This window comes from Singulisphaera acidiphila DSM 18658, from assembly GCF_000242455.2.
GTDB classification, from domain to species: Bacteria; Planctomycetota; Planctomycetia; order Isosphaerales; family Isosphaeraceae; genus Singulisphaera; species Singulisphaera acidiphila.
The window spans coordinates 8,012,498-8,031,382 of sequence record NC_019892.1 but is presented as its reverse complement, the minus strand read 5'-3'; the positions used below and the strand labels follow the sequence as shown (position 1 = coordinate 8,031,382).

Annotated in this window: 13 protein-coding genes; 10 read left to right on the top strand and 3 right to left on the bottom strand. The window is 62.3% G+C overall.

Annotation, left to right across the window (positions count from 1 at the left end; genetic code table 11):
- The first annotated feature begins 131 nt into the window (after positions 1 to 131).
- The 5 genes from SINAC_RS31320 to SINAC_RS31300 all read left to right on the top strand — a co-directional run bounded on the left by SINAC_RS31320 (position 132) and on the right by SINAC_RS31300 (position 6,505).
- Complete coding sequence (locus SINAC_RS31320; protein ID WP_015249559.1) at positions 132 to 1,718, top strand: thiamine pyrophosphate-binding protein; 1,587 nt, start codon at positions 132 to 134, stop codon at positions 1,716 to 1,718.
- 347 nt (positions 1,719 to 2,065) lie between these two features.
- Positions 2,066 to 2,995 (top strand): NAD-dependent epimerase/dehydratase family protein, encoded by a 930-nt coding sequence (locus tag SINAC_RS31315; protein WP_015249558.1) that lies wholly within the window; start codon positions 2,066 to 2,068, stop codon positions 2,993 to 2,995.
- A 68-nt stretch (positions 2,996 to 3,063) separates the two neighbouring features.
- Entirely contained in the window at positions 3,064 to 4,026 is a 963-nt protein-coding gene (locus tag SINAC_RS31310; protein WP_015249557.1) for an NAD-dependent epimerase/dehydratase family protein, read from the top strand.
- Positions 4,023 to 5,417: a glycosyltransferase family 4 protein gene (locus SINAC_RS31305; RefSeq protein ID WP_015249556.1), complete on the top strand. Its 1,395-nt coding sequence runs from the start codon at positions 4,023 to 4,025 to the stop codon at positions 5,415 to 5,417. The genes SINAC_RS31310 and SINAC_RS31305 overlap by 4 nt, the downstream gene beginning before the upstream one ends.
- A gap of 80 nt (positions 5,418 to 5,497) precedes the next feature.
- Entirely contained in the window at positions 5,498 to 6,505 is a 1,008-nt protein-coding gene (locus SINAC_RS31300; protein ID WP_015249555.1) for a TlpA disulfide reductase family protein, read from the top strand.
- A gap of 49 nt (positions 6,506 to 6,554) precedes the next feature.
- Here SINAC_RS31300 and SINAC_RS31295 read toward each other — a convergent pair whose 3' ends face one another.
- On the bottom strand, positions 6,555 to 8,783 hold the full coding sequence (locus SINAC_RS31295; protein ID WP_015249554.1) for a penicillin acylase family protein: 2,229 nt from the start codon (positions 8,781 to 8,783) through the stop codon (positions 6,555 to 6,557).
- A 652-nt stretch (positions 8,784 to 9,435) separates the two neighbouring features.
- Between SINAC_RS31295 and SINAC_RS31290 the strand changes: the two genes are divergently transcribed.
- Positions 9,436 to 11,118, top strand: coding sequence for a hypothetical protein (locus SINAC_RS31290; protein WP_015249553.1), 1,683 nt, complete (start codon positions 9,436 to 9,438; stop codon positions 11,116 to 11,118).
- A gap of 171 nt (positions 11,119 to 11,289) precedes the next feature.
- On the opposite strand, the gene SINAC_RS31285 is transcribed toward SINAC_RS31290, so the two are convergent.
- Positions 11,290 to 13,593, bottom strand: a complete 2,304-nt coding sequence (locus SINAC_RS31285; protein ID WP_015249552.1) for a hybrid sensor histidine kinase/response regulator — start codon at positions 13,591 to 13,593, stop codon at positions 11,290 to 11,292.
- 1,269 nt (positions 13,594 to 14,862) lie between these two features.
- Between SINAC_RS31285 and SINAC_RS31275 the strand changes: the two genes are divergently transcribed.
- From SINAC_RS31275 to SINAC_RS31260, 4 genes are all read left to right on the top strand, one after another.
- The gene (locus SINAC_RS31275) at positions 14,863 to 15,189 is read left to right on the top strand and encodes a hypothetical protein (protein ID WP_015249550.1); all 327 of its coding nucleotides are present in this window, start codon (positions 14,863 to 14,865) and stop codon (positions 15,187 to 15,189) included.
- Between the two features lie 185 nt (positions 15,190 to 15,374).
- Complete coding sequence (locus SINAC_RS31270) at positions 15,375 to 15,773, top strand: hypothetical protein (protein WP_015249549.1); 399 nt, start codon at positions 15,375 to 15,377, stop codon at positions 15,771 to 15,773.
- Between the two features lie 373 nt (positions 15,774 to 16,146).
- The gene (locus SINAC_RS31265; protein ID WP_015249548.1) at positions 16,147 to 17,049 is read left to right on the top strand and encodes an ABC transporter ATP-binding protein; all 903 of its coding nucleotides are present in this window, start codon (positions 16,147 to 16,149) and stop codon (positions 17,047 to 17,049) included.
- Positions 17,046 to 17,873 (top strand): ABC transporter permease subunit, encoded by an 828-nt coding sequence (locus tag SINAC_RS31260; RefSeq protein ID WP_015249547.1) that lies wholly within the window; start codon positions 17,046 to 17,048, stop codon positions 17,871 to 17,873. The genes SINAC_RS31265 and SINAC_RS31260 overlap by 4 nt, the downstream gene beginning before the upstream one ends.
- Before the next feature lie 35 nt (positions 17,874 to 17,908).
- Here SINAC_RS31260 and SINAC_RS31255 read toward each other — a convergent pair whose 3' ends face one another.
- Positions 17,909 to 18,733: a hypothetical protein gene (locus SINAC_RS31255; protein WP_154673733.1), complete on the bottom strand. Its 825-nt coding sequence runs from the start codon at positions 18,731 to 18,733 to the stop codon at positions 17,909 to 17,911.
- Positions 18,734 to 18,885: the final 152 nt, after the last annotated feature.

The following is an 18,885-nucleotide window of genomic DNA, read 5'->3' as shown; positions in this document are numbered from 1 at the left end:
CGCTCGCAAGGCCATTGGTTGAGGAGTGCGTTGAGTCGCTCCCTACCCGAGCTCAGGGGGTTCGGGTACAGTCTCGCGGAGCGGGAACCGTGGATCAGCCATCGAGTTGGGACGTATCGAGAGCCTTTGCGATGAGGAATGGTGCCGATCTCCTGGTTGACGGGCTCGTCCGACTCGGTTTCCGACACCTCTTCGGAATGCCGGGCTCTCACTCGACGACCATTTACGATGCGCTTCGCCGCCAGGGATCGATCGCCACGATCTTGACCCGCAACGAGCAGGCGGGGGCCTTCGCTGCCGACGGCTATGCCAGGGTGACCGGCAAGCCGGGCCTGGTCTGCACGACGGCCGGCCCTGGAGCGACGAACGCACTGACGGGCGTCGCCGAGTGCTGGGCCGACTCGGTGCCGATTCTGTTGCTCGCCGGGCAGGTCAACGCTGACCGCATTCACCAGGAATGCGGGGCCTATCATGAAGTCGACCTGGAGTCGATCTTTCGGCCGGTGACCAAATGGCGCGGCACCGCCCGCGCCGTCGATGACATTCCCGCTATGCTCGGCCAAGCGTTTGATGCGATGAGTCGAGGTCGGCCGCGTCCCACCGCGCTCTTTCTGCCCCAGGATCTCATGCGGCAGGAAAGCCACGCCTCAGACTCCGCAGTCGTCCCGGCGGTTCCCCCTTCACCGTCGCAGTCGATTCCGGCCCAGGCGATTGCCGAGGCCGTTGCCTTGCTCCGTGGTTCCCAGCGGCCAATCATCTTGGCAGGTGGAGGGGCGCTCTGGGCGGGGGCCGCCGCCGAGGTTCGGGCCGTGGCCGAACGCCTCGGCGCACCGGTGGTTACCTCGCTCAACGGGAAGGGGATCCTCGATGAACGCGATCCCTACTCGCTGGGCCACGCCCGCTCGGCACGCGCCAAGGAAGCATTGCCGCATGCCGATGCGATGCTGGCGATCGGTTGCCGGTTCACCGAGGTCATGACCGACTGGCGACGCATGCCGGTGCCGGCGAACCTGGTGCAGATCGACGTCGACCCCGATCAGATCGGTATGAACCACCCGGTCGCCGTCGGAATCGAGGCGGACGCCAAGGCTGCACTTACGGAACTGCTCCGGGCCTTGCCTGAGGGGCCAACCGAGGGCTGGGGCCCGATCTGGGAACAGGCCCGAGCGGCCCGGCCCGCTCGGCCCGAATGGTTGATCGAAACGCTTCGCGCGGTTTTGCCCGAATCGACCCCCGTCTTCGCCGACGCGTGCGAGATGGGCTATCGGCTGCACACCGATTGGACCTCATATGGACCCCGCAGCCTCTTCTATCCCTCCAATTACATCACGCTCGGATGGGGTTTCCCGGCGGCCCTCGGTGCCGCCGTGGCGCGCGGAGGCGAGCCGGTCGTTTCCGTGAGCGGCGATGGCGGATTTCTGATGACCGCCCAGGAACTCGCGACCGCGACCCGATACCGCCTTCCCGTGATCGCGATCGTTCACAACGATTCCAGCTATGGAGCAATCAAGAACATCCAGCAACGTGCCCATGAGGGAAGATATCTCGACGTGGAGTTGAATAACCCCGACTTCCTCAAGCTGGCCGACGCGTTCGGCGTCCCCTCGGCGCGGGTCACTGACGCCGACGAGCTGAGGGGGGCCGTCATCGCGGCCCTCGACCGCCAGGGGCCGACCCTGATCGAAGTTCCCGACCGCTGGCGATCGTTCCGGACCTGAGCGGTCGGGATGAGCGAACGCTGGTGGGATGCGGTCAAATTCGGGCGGCTCCGGCTCGCCTTCCCCAGCGGATCGGCGGGAAGTGGCGTTGACAGGCTGGCCTGACTTTTCGATAGTAGCGACCGACGGGTTAGCTCAGGTGATAACCCGTTCCGTCGCGGTCTTTGACTGTGAGCGTGAACGTCCCTGAGCCACGGAAAGGTCCCTGTCGTCAGCGCATCTGCTACATGGATCAGCCGCAAGGACGAGGCACCGGCGCTTAGAACACGTCTCGCCTTGCCGCCCGCCCCCTCATTTGTTCACGCACCGAAATCGACGAATCATCAGCACCCAAGGATGGACTTCCCATGCGCATCCTCGTCACCGGCGGCGCCGGCTATGTTGGCTCAACCCTCGTCCCCATGCTCCTCGAACAGGGGCACAACGTTCGAGTCTATGACTCGCTCAAGTTTGGTGGTCAGGGTCTGCTCCCTTGCTGCCAGCATCAGTCCTTCGAGCTGATCAAAGGGGATGTCACCGACGCTGGCGGACTCAAGTCCGCGCTCGAGGGGATGGACGCCATCATTCACCTCGCCGCGATCGTCGGCTACCCGGCTTGCAAGAAGGAGCCGCACCTGGCCCAGTCGACCAACGTCGACGGGACTCGCAACCTGCTCAACCTCCGCAAGCCCGACCAGAAGGTCATCTTCGCCTCGACCGGCAGCATCTACGGGGCCGTCCCCGACTATATCTGCAACGAGAAGACCCCGCGCGCTCCGATCACCCTCTACGGTGAGACCAAGGCGACCGCCGAGCAGATGGTGCTCGATGCCGGCAACGGCATCGCCTACCGCTACGCGACCGCCTTCGGCGTCAGCAACCGGATGCGGCTCGACCTCATGCCCAACGACTTCACCTACCAGGCGGTGAAGAACAAGAGCCTGATCGTCTACCAAGGGGGCTTCAAGCGGACCTTCGTCCACGTCCGCGACATGGCCCGTTCGATGATCTTCGCCTTGGAGAAGTGGGACACGGTCAAAGACGACGTCTACAACGTCGGCCACGAGAGCATGAACTTCACCAAGGAAGACGTGGCGCGGAAGATTCTCGAGCATGCGGACTTCTACTTGCACTTCGCCGAGTTCGGTAGCGACGCCGACCAGCGGAACTACGAGGTCTCGTACGAAAAGATCCGGGCCAAGGGTTTTGAGACGACGGTCGACCTGGATCGCGGTATCGCCGAGTTGGTCCGTGCCGCCCAGCTGATCGAGTTCCAGAACCCGTTCGCCAACGTCTGATCGACGAACTGCATTCAACGCAAGACGCGCACCAAAGAGAGACAGGACCTCAGGGAGGACGGACACCGATGCAAGGCTTCTGGTCGGACAAGCGCGTGACGGTTACGGGAGGGGCGGGGTTCCTCGGCCAGCATCTCGTCAAACGGCTCGAGGGTTTGGGGGCCAAGGTCTTCGTCCCTCGCCAGCGTGACTATAACCTGACGACGCTCGAAGCCTGCCTGAGGTGCCTGCTCGAGCATCCTTGCGACATGCTCTTCCACACCGCCGCCTACTACGGCGGCATCGGAATCAACGTCGCCGAGCCGGCCAAGCTCTATTACTCGAATCTGGTCATGGGCGCGAACTTGATGGAGGCCGCTCGCCTGGCCAAGGTCAATAAGTTCGTCGCCATCGGCACGGCCTGCAGCTATCCCGGCTACCTTGAGGGGAACCTCAAGGAAGAGGATCTCTGGGCAGGGCCGTGCCACGCCAGCGTGGTGAACTACGGCCTGACCAAGAAGATGATGGCCGTGCAGGCCCAGGCGTACAAGCGGCAGTACGGACTCGACTCGATCCACCTGATCCTGACGAACCTGTACGGGCCGGGTGATTCGTACAACCCCGACCGATCGCACGTGGTGGCGGCCCTGGTCCGGAAGTGGGTCGAGGCAGAGTTGGGCAAGGCGCCGAGCCTCGAGGTTTGGGGGACGGGCAAGCCGATCCGCGAATTCATCTATGTCGAAGATTGCGCCGATGCGATCGTGTTGGCAGCGGAGAAGTACGACGACGCGACGATGCCGCTCAATATCGGCACCGGGATCGGCACCTCGATTCGCGAGTTGGTCGAGACGATCAACTCGGTGACCGGCTATGCGGGCCAGGTCGTCTGGAATGTTGACAAGCCTGACGGCGCGGCCAAGAAAGTCCTCGACGTGACCCGGATGACGCAGGCCCTGGACGGCTGGATCGCGCCGACCGACTTGGCATCCGGCCTGGCTAAGACGATTGCCTGGTACCGGGCCAATAAGGCCCAGGCGGACACCAAGTGGTGAAAGCATGGTTCCAAAGGGCACTCCGCGTCTTCACGCGGGGTCGAGAGGCTGCGCCGCGCGCCCGTAAAATGGCCGGCCCCGTTTCTCTGCGGCTCGGTGAGGATGCGCCGCCGCAGCCCGGGCGGCTCCTGTTCGTCAATCAATACTACTGGCCCGATCACGCCTCGACGGCGCAGCACCTGGCCGATCTGGTCGAGTCGCTCGCTGCCGAAGGGTATGAGTGCCACGTCCTCTGCGGCCAGGGGGGGTACAAGCCGGGGACACCCCGCCCCCCTGCGTTTGAGGTCCATAACGGCGTCCAGATCCATCGCGTGCCGACGACCTCGCTGGGTCGGCGCAGCACGCTGACCCGGATGATCGACTACCTGAGCTTCTACGCGCGGGCGGTGGCCTCGGGCCTGACCATGCCGCGGTTCGACGTGGTCGTGACCCTGAGCACTCCGCCGATTATCGGCCTGGTCGGCACTCTCCTGCGACGGTTCAAGGGGACGCGGCACGTCTACTGGAGCATGGACCTGCATCCGGACGCGAGCCTGGCCCTGGGCCGGATGTCGCGGCGGAACCCGATCGTGGCCGGGCTCGCCTGGCTGAGCGACTTCGTCTACCGCCAGGCCGATACGGTCGTCGTGCTCGGTGCCTACATGGCCGATCGGATCGCGGCCAAGCGGGTTCATCACGATCGCCTGATCACAGTGCCGGTCTGGAGCCGTCGCGAAGAGATTTATCCGATGCCTCGGTTCGGGCACCCGCTACGGGCCGAACTCGGGCTGTCGGACAAGTTCGTCGCGATGTACTCCGGCAATCTTGGCCTGGCGCATTCGTTCGAGGAATTCCTTGCCGCAGCCCGACGACTCCGCGATCGCTCGGACATCGTCTTCCTCTTTGTGGGGGGCGGCCCTCGCCTTGTCGAGGTTCGGTCCGCGAAAGAGACCGAAGGGTTGGACAATATCCGGCTCCTCGACTATTTCCCGAGGGAACGCTTGCACGCGTCCCTGTCCATCGCCGACGTCCACCTGATCTCGATGCGTCGGGAGATGACGGGCATCGTGGTTCCGGGAAAGCTTTACGGGGCCATGGCCTCGGGACGTCCCGCGATCTTCGTCGGGCCCGAACATAGCGAGTCGGCCGACACGATTCGTGAGGCCGGCTGCGGTCTGACCATTCGCCTTGGGGATGTCGACGGCCTGGTCGACGCCTTGAGCGGCTTGGCCGGCGACCCCGACCGGGTCGATCGCATGGGCCAACTTGCCCGCGCGGCCTTCCTGGATTCGCACGAGAGAGCGACGTGCTGCGCCCGGTGGAACGATGTTATCAGCGACCTCATCCCCGCGCCTCGGCCAGCTCATACCCCGCACCCGGTGGCCGCACAGGTCGCCGGCGGCTCGGCCTGACGTTCGATGAACGGAACTGGGGCGTCCGGGCTCGCGTCGAACGGGCCCGACAGGATGAAAAAATAAAAGAGAGGACTTTCGTGTCGAACTTCCAGACTCTGATCGCCACTCTGATCCTGGCGGCGACCGCTTCGGCGGTCGCCGCCCAGGAGCCCAAAGGTTCAAGCGTCTCGGCGCTCCAGGACAAGCATGACCGTGCCTTGCTTCAGGACCTGAAGGCTTATATTGATGAGCATCCGAAGGCCGAGGATATTGAACAGGCCTATATGCTCCTCTTCAACAAGGCGATCGAGCACGACTGGTTTACCGAGCACGAGGCGATCGCGACCCGCTACCTGACCGATCAGCCGGACGGTCCGATTCAATCGCTGGCGCGGATCGTCAGCACGATGTCTCGCGCCCAGGCGGGCAAGTACGCCGAGGCGTTGGGGCGGTACAAGGAATTGATGCGCGGGCTCGGCAAGGACGACCAGGAAGAGTTCGCCGCGAACTTTACCGACACCCTGGCCAATGCCGCGACGGCTGCGGGGGAATACTCGGTTGCTCGGCAGGTTTACGAGACCTTGCTGGAGCGCTATGGCGAAAGCCCGACGTTGCGTCAGAAGATCCGCGACGACCTGAGCCGGCTCGACAAGGTGAACAAGCCGGCCCCCGACGTTGCTGCGGTCAAGGACATCAAGGGAGCGCCGTTGCGCCTGGCCGACCTCAAGGGCAAGTACGTCCTGGTCGACTTCTGGGCGACCTGGTGTGCACCTTGCATTGCCGAGCTACCGAACGTCCAGGCGGCCTACACCAAGTACCATGATGGCGGATTCGAGGTCGTGGGCGTCAGCCTCGACGAAACGAAGACGGCACTTCTCGACTTCGTCAAGGCGCGGAACATCCCGTGGCGACAAGTCCATAACGCCAGCAGCGGCGGCGATCTCGTCGAGGCGTTCGGCGTTAACTCGATCCCGGCCACGTTCCTGATCGACCCGCAAGGAACGATCATTCGCCTGGAACTGCGCGGCCCCGCCCTCGACAAGGCGCTGGCCAAGCTCATCAAGAGCCAGGCGGTAACTCAGCGGACCGACCTCCCGGTGCGTTGAGATTTCAAGGGGTTTCCCGCTCGATTCGAGGCTGCCCTTTTTTTGATCCTCAATCACGGTCCGTTCCGCGAAGGACCGTGTAGTTTCCATTCAGCCAGTCGAGCAGGCCGCTCACATACCAAGGAGAGAATCGGCGGTCACTCGGACCGCCGGGAAGGGTGGTCTGCATCGTGTCCGTAGCCAGGTCGGTGACGAAGCGGTAGGAGGGACCGCAGGCGATCCGTCGCCCTTGGGCGCGGAGCCACTGACCTTGGTGGACGGTTGCTCGGCCCCCTTTGAGGGGGATGGGGCCGCGATCGAAGCCGAGAATCGTCGGCAGCTTGGAGCCGAGGAGGAGATGCTCCAGCTTCATCTTGCGGGACTCGCCATAGGGACGGGGCTCGATGCGGAGGATGCGCGCGAGGACCGCTGCGTAGATTTCGAGGCGCGGGCGACCGCCGAACCAGAGGGAATGCTCGGCGAGCAGGACGGTGTCGAAGGCACCGTAGTATTCGGCCATCAGGGTGGTCTCGTCGAGCAGATGGTTCACGACCGGGACGCCCAGGTGGGTTCGCGGGTGCTTGGTGACGTTCTGCCCGCCGAAGACCTCCTGGAGCAACTCCCGGTAAAGCTGTTCGAAAAGGTAAGCGCCTCGTGAGTCGTCGTGATAGGCGAGATCCCAGTCGAGAAGGATCTGCCGGTTCTCACCCGGGTCGGCGGCGTCGAGCAGCGGCCGGAGGATGGCCATGAACCGTTCGGCCTGGGTGGATTGGACATCGAATTGCAGCCGCTTCATGTCTTCAAGGGTGAAGGGCCCCGGGCCGGAGAGTTTGGCTCGGATTCGCTCGGCGCGATAGGGGGCGACGCAAAGGTTAATCGGTTTGAGCTTTCCATAACCGTTCAGGTTGTCGTTGGCCGTTGCCAGAAAGCCTTCGGGCGGGTTGATGCATTGGGGCAGATCCTCGGTCGCTGCGAACCCCCGCCAGTCGTTGTCAGGCTCCCAGCCGGGCAAGGGAACGAGGCCCGAGGTGCCTGGCCGCCGGAGGGGCATCTTGCCCGCCATCTGGTAGCCGATATTCCCGTCGCGGTCGGCGAGCAGCCAGTTCCATGAGGAATTGCAGAGATGAGCTAAATGGGCCTGTCCCTCGTCGAGCGTACGGGCCTCAAACATTCCCAGGATCGCCTCGAGCGACATCGCGCCGGTCTGCTCGCCGCACGACCACCGGGTGGTGAGATAGGAACCCGGTTTGTGCGGGTCTCCATCGAGCGTGCCGTGATCGTTCTCGTAAAACTGAACCACGCGCGGTGGGTTCCGCTTGCGCTGGATCGTTTCCTCGCGAACGCGGAAGGGAATCCAGTCTTGGCCCCGGCGATACTGCCCGTCGCGGCAGTCTTCGATCCAGGAATCGACACAGTCCATGAACGCATAGGTCACTGTCCAAGCCACGTCCGGGTTGCGTCCGACGACGATTCCGGGGATCCCGGGGATCGAGCCGCCCATGGCGTAGCGTGATGTGCCCTGGTCCGTCCAGCGGAGCACGGCCTCGTACCAGAAGGCAGGGAGACGGTTGACCTGCAAGTGCGGGTCGTTGCAGGCGATCGGCCGCCCTGAGGCAGTTTTTGACCCGGCCACGACCCAGTTGTTCGAGGCCATCGCGGCGGGGAGCCCCGGGATCTGCCAGAGGGCTTCCGGCACGATCCGATCCTGAAGCTGGACCCGACGCATTGCCTCCTCGTCGAGTCCTTCAAGCTGTCCTGGGAACAATTCTTCAAGCAACGAACGGCTGATGCCGCTCTGCACGCACTCGATGATCCAGCGTTCGATCTCGTTCTGGCTGATGGCAAGCGCGACGTAGCCGATCACCTTCGCCATGAGGTAGACATCGGCGAAGGTCCAGGGCTCGTCCCGGGATGTTCCGCCGAGGACTCGCAGCTCCCAGGGGACGCCGAGTTCCTCGAAGGCGAGGTTCACGCCCTGGCCGTACGCCTCGTTTCCCTGTTGCACGCGGGGCGTCAGCGCTGCGGTTTGCTCGGCCGCGTCACCACAGAAGTTGAGGCGGCGGAAGAAGCGATCGATCTCGACCATCGCGTCGTTGTCTCGGAGCCGCTCGCAGATCTGTCCACGGCCAAAGATCCGGACCAGGCGCATCTGGAGACCACGGTCGCGCCCATGGCAGTAGCCCAACCCGAGAAGCGCGTCGTCAGCATCTTCGGCCGTGATCTGGGCGATCCCTTCCGCCGTCCGCTCGATTCGGATCGGTCCGGCTTTACCTCGGAGCATTGAGCGCTCTCGGCTCATCGCATTTTCCTTTTCCATCCCCGAGTGGTCCAACCCGGCCACGGCTTCAAGCGAAGCCTGATCTTCAGATGGGTTGACCCTCGCCTTGCTCAATTTGGAGGGGCTGGGGTCCGAAGTAGGGTCCCCAGCCATCCGGAACGCTTGGTCTGTGATCCACTCGAACGTAAATCGCTCTAAGCAATTCGTAGGCCGTGAGTGCAGGATGATTCAAATCCGGGTGAGGGTCAATCGAGTCGATTTTATCAGGGCCAAGCCTTTTGGCTTTTCAAGGATTCGAGGGGTTGACTTATGGCGAATTCTCGCTTGCTGCGATGGGAGACTTCGGTTACATTTCGCGCCAGGTTGGATCCTCGAGTCCATGCAATCCGTCTTTTTAGACGGGGGAGTCGGGAGTACGCACGCATCGGGTTCACCTGGGCCTTGTCGATTCGCGGCAGACCGGGTGACGTCGGACACGGATGGACGACGTGACCAGGGCGTACGGAAGTGTCTAGCCGGTTGAAGCCGCGTGAAAGCGAGACCTCACATGGGCTGGTGACGACGAACTCGGTGCGAGCGATGAAGTGATGCCCACTCATCATCGACGCCTTAGAGTCGATGGCGCCTCTTTTCATCGACGGATTCGAGGGGCTTTGATCCAAGGAGGGATCATATGCAGCCGAGTAGGGTTCGAGTGCCGCTTGCGATCGCAGGGCTAGTTTTGACGTTTGCCCTGGATTTCGGGACGCACCCAGCAGCCGCGGCTCAGGCTCCCCCCTCATCAAAGGGGCCGACGGTTCTCTACCAAACGTCGCGATCGTTCCGCGTTCCGTTTCAGATCGATCCGGCCGAGCGCGCTCGACGACGCGAGCTGCAACTCTGGAGCTCCGACGACCAGGGGCGTCATTGGAAGCAGCAAGGGGCAACCACCCCCGACCGGCCTGCGTTCAACTTCAACGTCGCCCAAGACGGTGAATACTGGCTCGCCGTTCGGAGCGTTGATGCTCAGGGGCGGCTTTTTCCGGCCGACGACGCCCGGATTGAGCCGAGTATGAAGATCATCGTCGATACGACCCCTCCTTCGATCGTTCTCGAGCCGCTGGTTCGGAGCGCGAGCCTGGCTTCCGTCCGCTGGGAGGTCCGCGATGATCATCCCGACCTTCATCCGCCGGTTCTCGAGTACCAGGTGGAGGGACAAAAAGCGTGGCATTCGGTTCCGAGCGAGTCGGACGGGGAGCCCGGGGTCGCGACCTGGGATTCCGGCTTCGCGCAGCCGTTGAAAATCCGTCTCACTGCCCTCGACCTTGCTGGGAACAAGTCTGAGAAAATCATCACGCTTGGATCGAGCCAGCCAGGGCAATCGGCGGTGGCCGCGAGCACGCCCGCTCCTGCACCCGCTCCCAAGCCTGATTCGCCTCAAGGCTTGGTCTCCACCGTCGCCGATTCGACTTCAGAAGGGGGCTTGCCGCCCCGCCAGTCGTTTGCTCAGGCTCAGGTGGAGCGTCGGGAGGACCTGGGACGACCTGCGGTGCCGGGGGGGACTGGGATTCGAGATGGTCAGGGCGGACTCCAAGAAACTGGGGCCGCGATCTATCCGTCGGCTCAGGACGTGGCCCACCAGCCCTCGGCGATCAGTCACATCCCCGATCCCGTACCCATCGAGTCGCACGCCAGTGGCGCCTCGTCGATGATCGCGAAAGTCGATGGAGTTCCCTTTGCGACGCAAATTGCGTCCGCGCCTTTTCAGTTTCAACCGGCGAGGGCGCCGTCTGGAGACGGGGACGGGAAAGCGCATGATGCCTTGAGTTCAAAGCTCGAGCGGGATGCGGGTCCAGGCTACGAAGTTGCTCGCGGAGAGGGCTCTGAGAAGGCTCTTTCGCCGTTGCAGCCTTCGCGTTCTCCCCTTCCGTCGGACCCCGGCGTTGGAATGGCGGCCTTGACGAAGACCGCCGACGCCATCCGGCCGACCGCGACTTCGGCGTCCAGTGAGATCACCAAGATCAAGGTCCCCGGCCCTCGGTTCCTGCTCGATTACGCCGTCGATCGCGCGGGGCCTGACGGCCGGCCGGCGGTTGTCGAAGTCTGGGTGACCGGAGATGGCGGGAAGACTTGGACTCGGCAGGGCAAGGACCCCGATCGCGTTTCTCCGGTCCTGGTGGACCTCAACGCTGAGGGGACCTTTGGACTCAGTCTCATCGCTCGCGACGCCGATGGCCTGGGTGACAAGCCCCCCGCTCCGGGAGACCTCCCGAAGATGTGGATCGAGGTCGAGGCCCAATCTCGCCCCCAGCCCCCACCTCAGACTCAACAGACGTCTCGCTCCCCCAGCTTGCTCCAGCGGGCGCTGCGGCGCTGAGTCCGATGTTGTTTCGCCTGAGAGAGGCGGTTTGGCTTTCATGAATCCGTGCGATATCCGCACGGATTCGTGAGACGCTCGAGAACGTGTCTCTCGTTGTGGGGGCGGTTTAGTCTGACAGGATTCAGCGAAGCCAGTCCGACTTACAAAGGGGTGGGCTGTGCCGGCTTCTTACGAATCGGATTGGCTTCGCCCGCCCGCTCTCGCGAATTCGTTGTGGGGGATGGCTGAGGTCACGTTGTAGATCGTTTCCTCGAGCTTGAGGAAATCGACCGGCTTGGTCAGGTGCTCGGAGAAGCCTGCGGCTTTGCTCATTTGCACATCATCTTCGGAGCCGAACCCGCTGAGCGCGATGCCGGGAAATTCGAGCCCTCCGCCCAGACGCTGCATCAGCTCCAGTCCACTCCCGTCGGGCAATTCGATGTCGCTGATCACCAAATCAAACGTATCTTCCTGCGCGACTTCAAGTGCCCCCCACATGCAGTCAGCCGTGTAGACCTTGTGCTGGTGCTGTGCCAGGATCCAGGACAGGTAGCGGAGAGTCTCTTTGTTGTCCTCGACCAGGAGGATCTTCAGGGGACGGTGAGTTGAACCGGTTCTCAATGAAGGTGCGGGGGCTTGCGTCACGGGGGCCAGGGCGGGGACTGTGGCCAGCTCGAGCGTGAAGTTGGCTCCTTGGTCCTTCCCTGCGCTGAAGGCCGAGAGCCGGCCGCCGTGGGCCGTGACGACCGATCGGCTGATGGCCAGCCCAAGTCCGAGCCCGCCAAACCTCCGTCGGGTTGCGGAATCCCCCTGCTCGAACGCGTCGAAAATCTTCGGTAATGTATGCGGCTCAATGCCGATGCCGGTATCGCTGACCTCGACGATGAACCGCGCCGCGGTGGTGTTCGGAAACGGGTCGGCATGGAACGATCGGATCGTCAAGCTTCCGCCGCGCGGTGTGAACTTGACCGCGTTCTTGATCAGGTTCCAAAAGACCTGTTGCAAGCGAGCGGGGTCGCCATCGACGTGATGCTCGCCAGCGGCAAGTTCCAGGCTGAGTTGGAGTTCGTTGGCACGGATATCGTCGCGGCAAATTTCCAGGGCCTGCTGAATTAGGGCATGAGCATTGACGTTCTCTCGATTGAGATCGAGCTTGCCCCGGCTGATTCGCGTGATGTCGAGTAGGTCGTCGATCAACCGCGCTTCGAGTTGGACGTTCCGCCGCGTGAGTTCGAGCATCGTGCGGATCTCAGCCGGAATGTCCGGCTCCTCGAGCATTGCGGTCGCCATGAGCAGGACTGGCGTTAGCGGGGTCCGCAACTCGTGACTGAGCATCGCAAGGAACTGGTCCTTGGCACGACTGGCGGATTCAGCCGCTTCCTTTGCCTCTTGCAAGGCCGCTTCCGACCGCTTTCGCTCTGTCAAATCGAGTGCGAAGCCGATCCAGGTCTTGGGGTAGCGCTCAAGCGCCGCGGCGCCGATCAAGACCGGGACGAGCTCTCCGTCTTTCCGGGTGAACTGCTTTTCATAAGGAACGCTGGCCCCCGTGGCCCAGAGTTCATTGGTGGCCTGCTGGTCGAGCTCCATGAATTCGGGAGGGGTCATGTCGGACCAGCGCACCTGGCCGAGGTTGAGGTCCTCCCGGGTGTAGCCGACCATCCTCAGGAAGGCGTCGTTGGCTTCCAAGACGTCGCCGGAGAGATCGGCGGTGATGATCCCGATGATGTTGGACTCGACCAGGCGGCCATGTCTTGCCTCGCTGATCTGAAGAGCGCGCAACGCCTTATCAAGGTCGCGCTCCGCCCGCTTCCGTTCGGTGACGTCTTCGACGACCGCGAGCAGTCCGACCACCGCTCCGCGATCGTTGGTCACCGGACTCGTGGTGACCGTTGCCCAGAGCCTCGAGCCGTCGCTGCGGCGGAATCGCAGGTCCTGCTGGTCACTGTGTTCGTGATCGCGGCGTGTCAGGTCCTGGGCCGAGCGAATCCGAAACCCGTCGACGAGGAATTCACGAAAATCTTCGCCGAGCAACTCCCTCTGAGCATAGCCGAGCATCTCGGCCAGCCGGTTGTTGACGTAAGTCGTCCGCCACTCGTTGTCGAAGACCCAAAAACCCTCGCGAGCCGTTTCCAGCAGCTTCCGGTTCCAATCTTCATTGCGGCACCGCAACGCCTCGGCGAGACGGTGGGACATGGCGAACCGATTGAGCAAGTAGCAGCTCACCAGGAAGACGCTGAGCCGGATCCCCTGCATCGGTTCGATTCGAATGGAATGGCTCATGGCCAAGGAATTGGCCAGAATGATGAGCGCGGAGAAGACCGCAGCCATCGTCCCTTGCCGGAGGCCGCCGTACCATGTGTTGAATGTGACGGCCAAGAGAAGAACACAGAGCCGAACCTGAGCATCGACGAACGGCGAAAGGATCGACACGATCAGGACCGCGAGAAAGACGGAGGCCTGTTGGAGAGAGAAGGGCCGTGCGGCGTCCTGCATAATTTCTAACTCGGATCGAACCGGAGCGCGCCGTTTGGGATTTTGTCGCGAGACAGAGAGGGAAGTGGCCCAAACCAAGGTCGCCGGCCACGAATGACGCGCCACTTGGATGAGCTGCCTCAACAATGAGCCAGCCTGGTTTGTCATAAGTATCTTCCACGTCCCCCTATCACGGTGTCAAGGACGTCCCCTCAGGCCAGGGGTCTCCTTCACGGGACACGAACCGCATGTCTTTAAATTTTGATTCGTTGGCCACCGTTCCGGATCGATCAAAATCGGTCCGTCGGGTGATCCGTTGGAACGAATTGCGCCTTTAAGGAGTATGCCGGTATCACGACAGTTTCAATGCTGGTATTTGAGCTTCCGTCAGTTCGACTTTCAAGCCTTATGAGACTTATAGTGCGCGTTTTTGGCTTGTGCTTCGCATCTTGTGAATGGGGCGATTGATCCTCTCCATCGCATCATGATCCTGGAGCGGGACGGTGAGTGTCTCGAGTTGTAACGACGGAATCCTGAATGGCAATCAAGTGTGACGTCGATTTGGCGGCCGTGGAGTGAACTCGAAAAAAAGGGGCCTGGAATTTGGCGCTTGTATGTTCCTGACCTAGGGTCCCCTCAGGGATTTCCATATTGGAATTATTCTTGGCGGCGGAACAGGATACGCTGCCCCTGAACCGGAACGATTCGCACACATCAATTTGGACTGCGTTCGGACTTCCGGGATTCCACTTTGACTCAAGGAGAGAGTATGAGGCTCGTCCGTCGTCAAAAAGCGCCGCGCAGCCATTCAAGCTCGATCTGTCCCGACGCAACCCCCAGTCTCGCGTCGCTTCAGGTGACAGCCGGCCCCATGCTTTGCCGTCTCCACATCTGGACTGAGCAGGAATGGGAAGCGCTGGCCGACCGCGATCGTCCTGTTGAATTTGTCCACGTACCCGGTCTCGGCTGGGTTGGGGCTCTGCCTCTCGAATGTATGAACTAGCGAAAGGTCGGCGTTCAGCGATTGCCTGCCAACGCCATCGTTGTGAGCGTTACGGGTCGGCTCGGCCATCGGCCGAAATCGAAAACGGGCAAGCCAAGAATTGCCTGATAATTTTCGCGGTCGACCACCCACTTGCAAAAACAATTCTAGGCTGTTCTTAGCAGGAAACGAGGAGCAAGGAATGGTCTCTGGGGAGGACGGAGTCTCGGGACACGTCGACGATGCCGTGGCCTGATCTGGCGAATCTGCCCGACCTGGCCAAGGCAGCCCCATGAAGGAGCTTTCACGTGGCTCGCCTTGCGACAGCCAAGAAATCGGCCGCCACCACTTTGAACTCGGGCGGCATCGAACAGGGTTCTCAACCTCGGACCAAACCCGCCCAAACGACCCGCACAGCGAAGTCGGCCCTCCCCGTTGTTTGGCAGCAGCCCGTGGTGCCGGTTTTGAATGATTGCGAAGTGCCGAGCCTGGAATCGGAATTCATTCAGGCAATGCAAGAATATAAAAAAGCGAGTGGTCGAATGTTCCCCACCTGGAGCGAGGTCCTCGAGGTGCTCCAGAGCCTGGGCTACCGAAAAACCGATCCCAATGCGTCGGGGACCGAGTCTGCCTGAAGCTCGAGTCCTTGTCTCGTGTTCGCCTCTACGTCTTCTCCTTGTCGAGCCTCCTTGGGACGAACGGCACTCTCTTCCTTTTCGTCGCCCTGATCGAGATAATGAAACTTCGAGCGGGGGAGGGAATCGTCACCCTTCGGCCCCGATCTCCTGGCGATTAGGTCCAGCGCGAGAAGGATGGGTCCATGATCGGCCTGAAGACGAGTCTCGCCGCGTTTGCCCTCCTCGGTGCGATCGGCTTGCCGGCCCAGGCGCAAGGTGTGGTGCCTGGTGGCTGGTCGGCACAGTTTGGTTATCAGCCGCTGGGAAGCTCGGGCTTCGCCGGTGGCTCAGGCTTCGGCACCGGGTCTGCGGGATACGGGGGAGTTGGCTACGGCAGCTACGGAGCTTACCCCACAGGTGGGGTCTCTTACGGTGGTTTCGGGCCAGTGAGTTCGCCTGGAGCACTGACTGGGCTGCAACCGGGTTATTCAACCAATAACAACGTTCTGGGCTTCTCACCGGGGATGCCCCAGACCTCGATCGGTACCGACCCGTTGCTGGGTGCGATCCACAAGTCCGTTCGCCGATCGAAGCGGCGGTAAGTCGATTTTTTGAGACCGGCGAACACCGATTGAGAGGGAACCCCCTGGTGATCGCCTGCCGGTTTCGATAGCTTCTCTTCAAGCCGCGACGCCGCTCCAATCGTTTCCGAACACCAAACTCGGTTGGCTTGAGTTGATCTTGCCGGTCATCAAAGAAACCGGTGGGTCCGCGACAACAACGTGTAAATATGTCGAGTGTTTTTTGAGAGGGGAGAGCCCCCTGGCAAGGCATGTTCGCCCTACCGGAACTGCAAAGAGTCTGTCCCTTTGCAGCAAAAAAAAAGGGGCGCAGAGCTGACTGCGTCTGACTTCCGCTGAACGGGATCGCGGCCGTGACGTTTGAGCGATGTTCGGGCCGGGGGGTGTGAGTCGGATGATTGTGACCGAAGGATTGACCAAGCGTTATGGCACTGTCACGGCGCTGGCCGATGTGTCGCTGACCGTCCGTAAGGGTGAAGTCTTCGGTCTGTTGGGCCCCAACGGGTCGGGCAAGACGACAACGATCCGGCTCTTGCTCGGGCTGCTCAGGCCGACCTCCGGCTGGGCGACCGTGGCCGGGCATCCTTGCTGGTCTGACAGCCACGAAGTCCGCCGCTTGGTCACCTACCTTCCCGGCGAGTTGCGGATGTTCGGGTCGATGTCCGGGCTCAAAATGCTTCGGTTTCTTTCCGACCTTCGAGGCGGCGACTCGCTTGATCGTGCGGTGGCGCTCGCTGAGCGGGTCATGAAGCTCGACCTGAGACGTAAGGTCCGTACCTATTCCACCGGCATGAAGCAGAAGCTGGCACTAGCGCAAGCGTTCGCGGACCCGGTCGAGATCCTGATCCTCGACGAGCCCACGTCCGCCTTGGACCCGTCGGCCCGCGCTGAGGTGCTTGAGTTGGTGCGGCAGGCCCGTGATGTTCAGAAGCAGACGGTGATTTTCTCAGGGCACGTTCTTTCCGAGGTTGAGGAGGTCTCCGACCGCGTCGCGATCATGAGCGAAGGCCGTCTGCTTCACCTTGAGGACATGCATGAGCGTCGTTCGCTTCGCATGGTTCTCCTGCGGTTTGCCGAGGGCGTTCCCCCGAACGTTCCCGACGACCTGGAACTGACGGTCCGGGAACGGAACGGCTCGACCTGTCTTCTGGAACATCGAGGCAGGATCGGCACCCTCCTGAGTTGGTTGAGCCGCAGCCCCATTGAGGACGTCGCCATCGGCACCGACGACCTGCGCAGCCTTTACGAGCAATATCACAACACGAAGCCCACCGACTCGGAGATCCCGTCGCGATGACCCCGTTCTTGGCCTTGGTGCGCAAGCATCTGACCGAGTCTCGCTGGTTGCTTGGTCTCACCGCCACGGCCCTCTTCGCCTTGAGTTGGCTGACGGTTGTGATCACGTCATTGACCGAGGCTCGGGTGCGTAAATCGATGGGGGGCTCGAGCGGACTTCGCGGCCTCGCCTTCCGAGGGGTAGAAGGCCCGGTTCGCGAACTTGCCTCGGTGGCGTTCGAGGTGGCCTGGTGGAATCATCCCTTTATCCTCCTCAACATCCTGCTCTGGGCGATCGCCCGAGGGTCGGCCGCCGTGGCCTTGGAGATTGAGCGGGGGACGCTGGATATGACCCTATCTCGACCGATCTCGCGGTCCACCTATCTCGCGTCCCAGGTCCTCGTCGGGGTTTCAGGGATCGTGCTCCTTTGCGTCGCGATGGTGATGGGGAACCTGATCGCGGGCCGTTTTTATCGGGTTGAGACCCCGCCGACGCTGCTGATTCTCGCCCGCCCCGCGTTGAATCTCGCTGCGCTCGGGCTGGCGGTTTACGGCTACACGTTCTTCCTCTCGGCGATCGACAGCGTTCGCTGGCGCCCCAACCTCATCGGGTCGGTGCTGACCCTGACCGGCTTCGTGCTGCTCGTGATCGCGAATGTGCCCGTGCTCGAAGGCTGGAAATGGCTTGGCAACGGGTCGATCTTCAAGGCCTACGACCCCGTCTCGGCGGCCGTCTCCGGCCGTGACCTGGCCTTCAACACGGCGGTCCTCGGCGGAATCGGGTTGGCAGGAATCGCCCTGGGATTCTTGAGCTTCCGCCGTCGAGATCTACCCGCCAGCAGTTGATCGAATCCTTGCGTGAACCGTTCGCGCGAGCCTGCTCACTTCGGCGCTTTTCGCTCGGTCGGGCCGTAGCGGTTGAATCGAGCGAATCGGCAGAGTTCGTGAATCGCCTCGACGGTCGCGATCGCTTCGAGCTCTCGTTTCGTCAGTGACGGTTCCATCCGGAACGTCCATCGGATCTTTTGGGGCGTGCCGGCGAGTCGGTAGACGAAGGACAACTCGGTCGGCCGGAGCCGATGATCGACCACCAGGGCGCGGAGCGCATCGAGCCTTGGGAAGGGAGGAATGTCCCGAGGGTCGCGAACCGATTCCATCCTGGCCAGCGCGGTCAGCGTGGCGTAGATCGCCGCCAACCGGGCCTCGTCGGTTTCGGGCTCGCCGCGAGCCTCGACGTCGATTGTGGAATTGGACAACCGGAGGCGGTGGGACGCAGGGTCGTACGAAGCCGAGAAGTGAGGGTCGATCAAGTCCCGGCTCATCGCGGCCGCGATCTGGTTCCCCTTCCCCCCGAGCGCTTCGCGCTTGGTCGCCGCCGTTGCGATTGCGTTGTGCAACTGGCTTCCGTACTCATCGAGCTTCTTGAAGGAAATCTCCGACCGGATCTTTCGTTTGAGATCGACCATTTCCAGACGTCCTGAGCTGGGGTCATGGATGATCACTTCCAACGGCGGCCCGGGATTGAAAAGGAAAGCTCGTCCCTTGTGGACGACCAGTTCGGTTTTACTGATCGGCTCCTTGGCGACCCCATACATCGCAATCGCCAGTTTGAAGTCGGCCGGGACGCCAGGTTGAGGCGTCTCGGGGCCATCGTCGCCAGCCGCCCCCAGCGCCAGCACTGCGGCGATGGCCAAGGCACTCCGCATGTGCATCATTTCCCATCCCCACCCAATGACAATGTCGCTCGCGTCGGCTGGTCGGTGACCGGCTCCGGACCCGTTTCATCGTATCGCACGATCAAGCTGTCGGCCAACGCCTTTGGAATGCGGCGGGCCATTCTCATTGGTTGGGCCCCCTT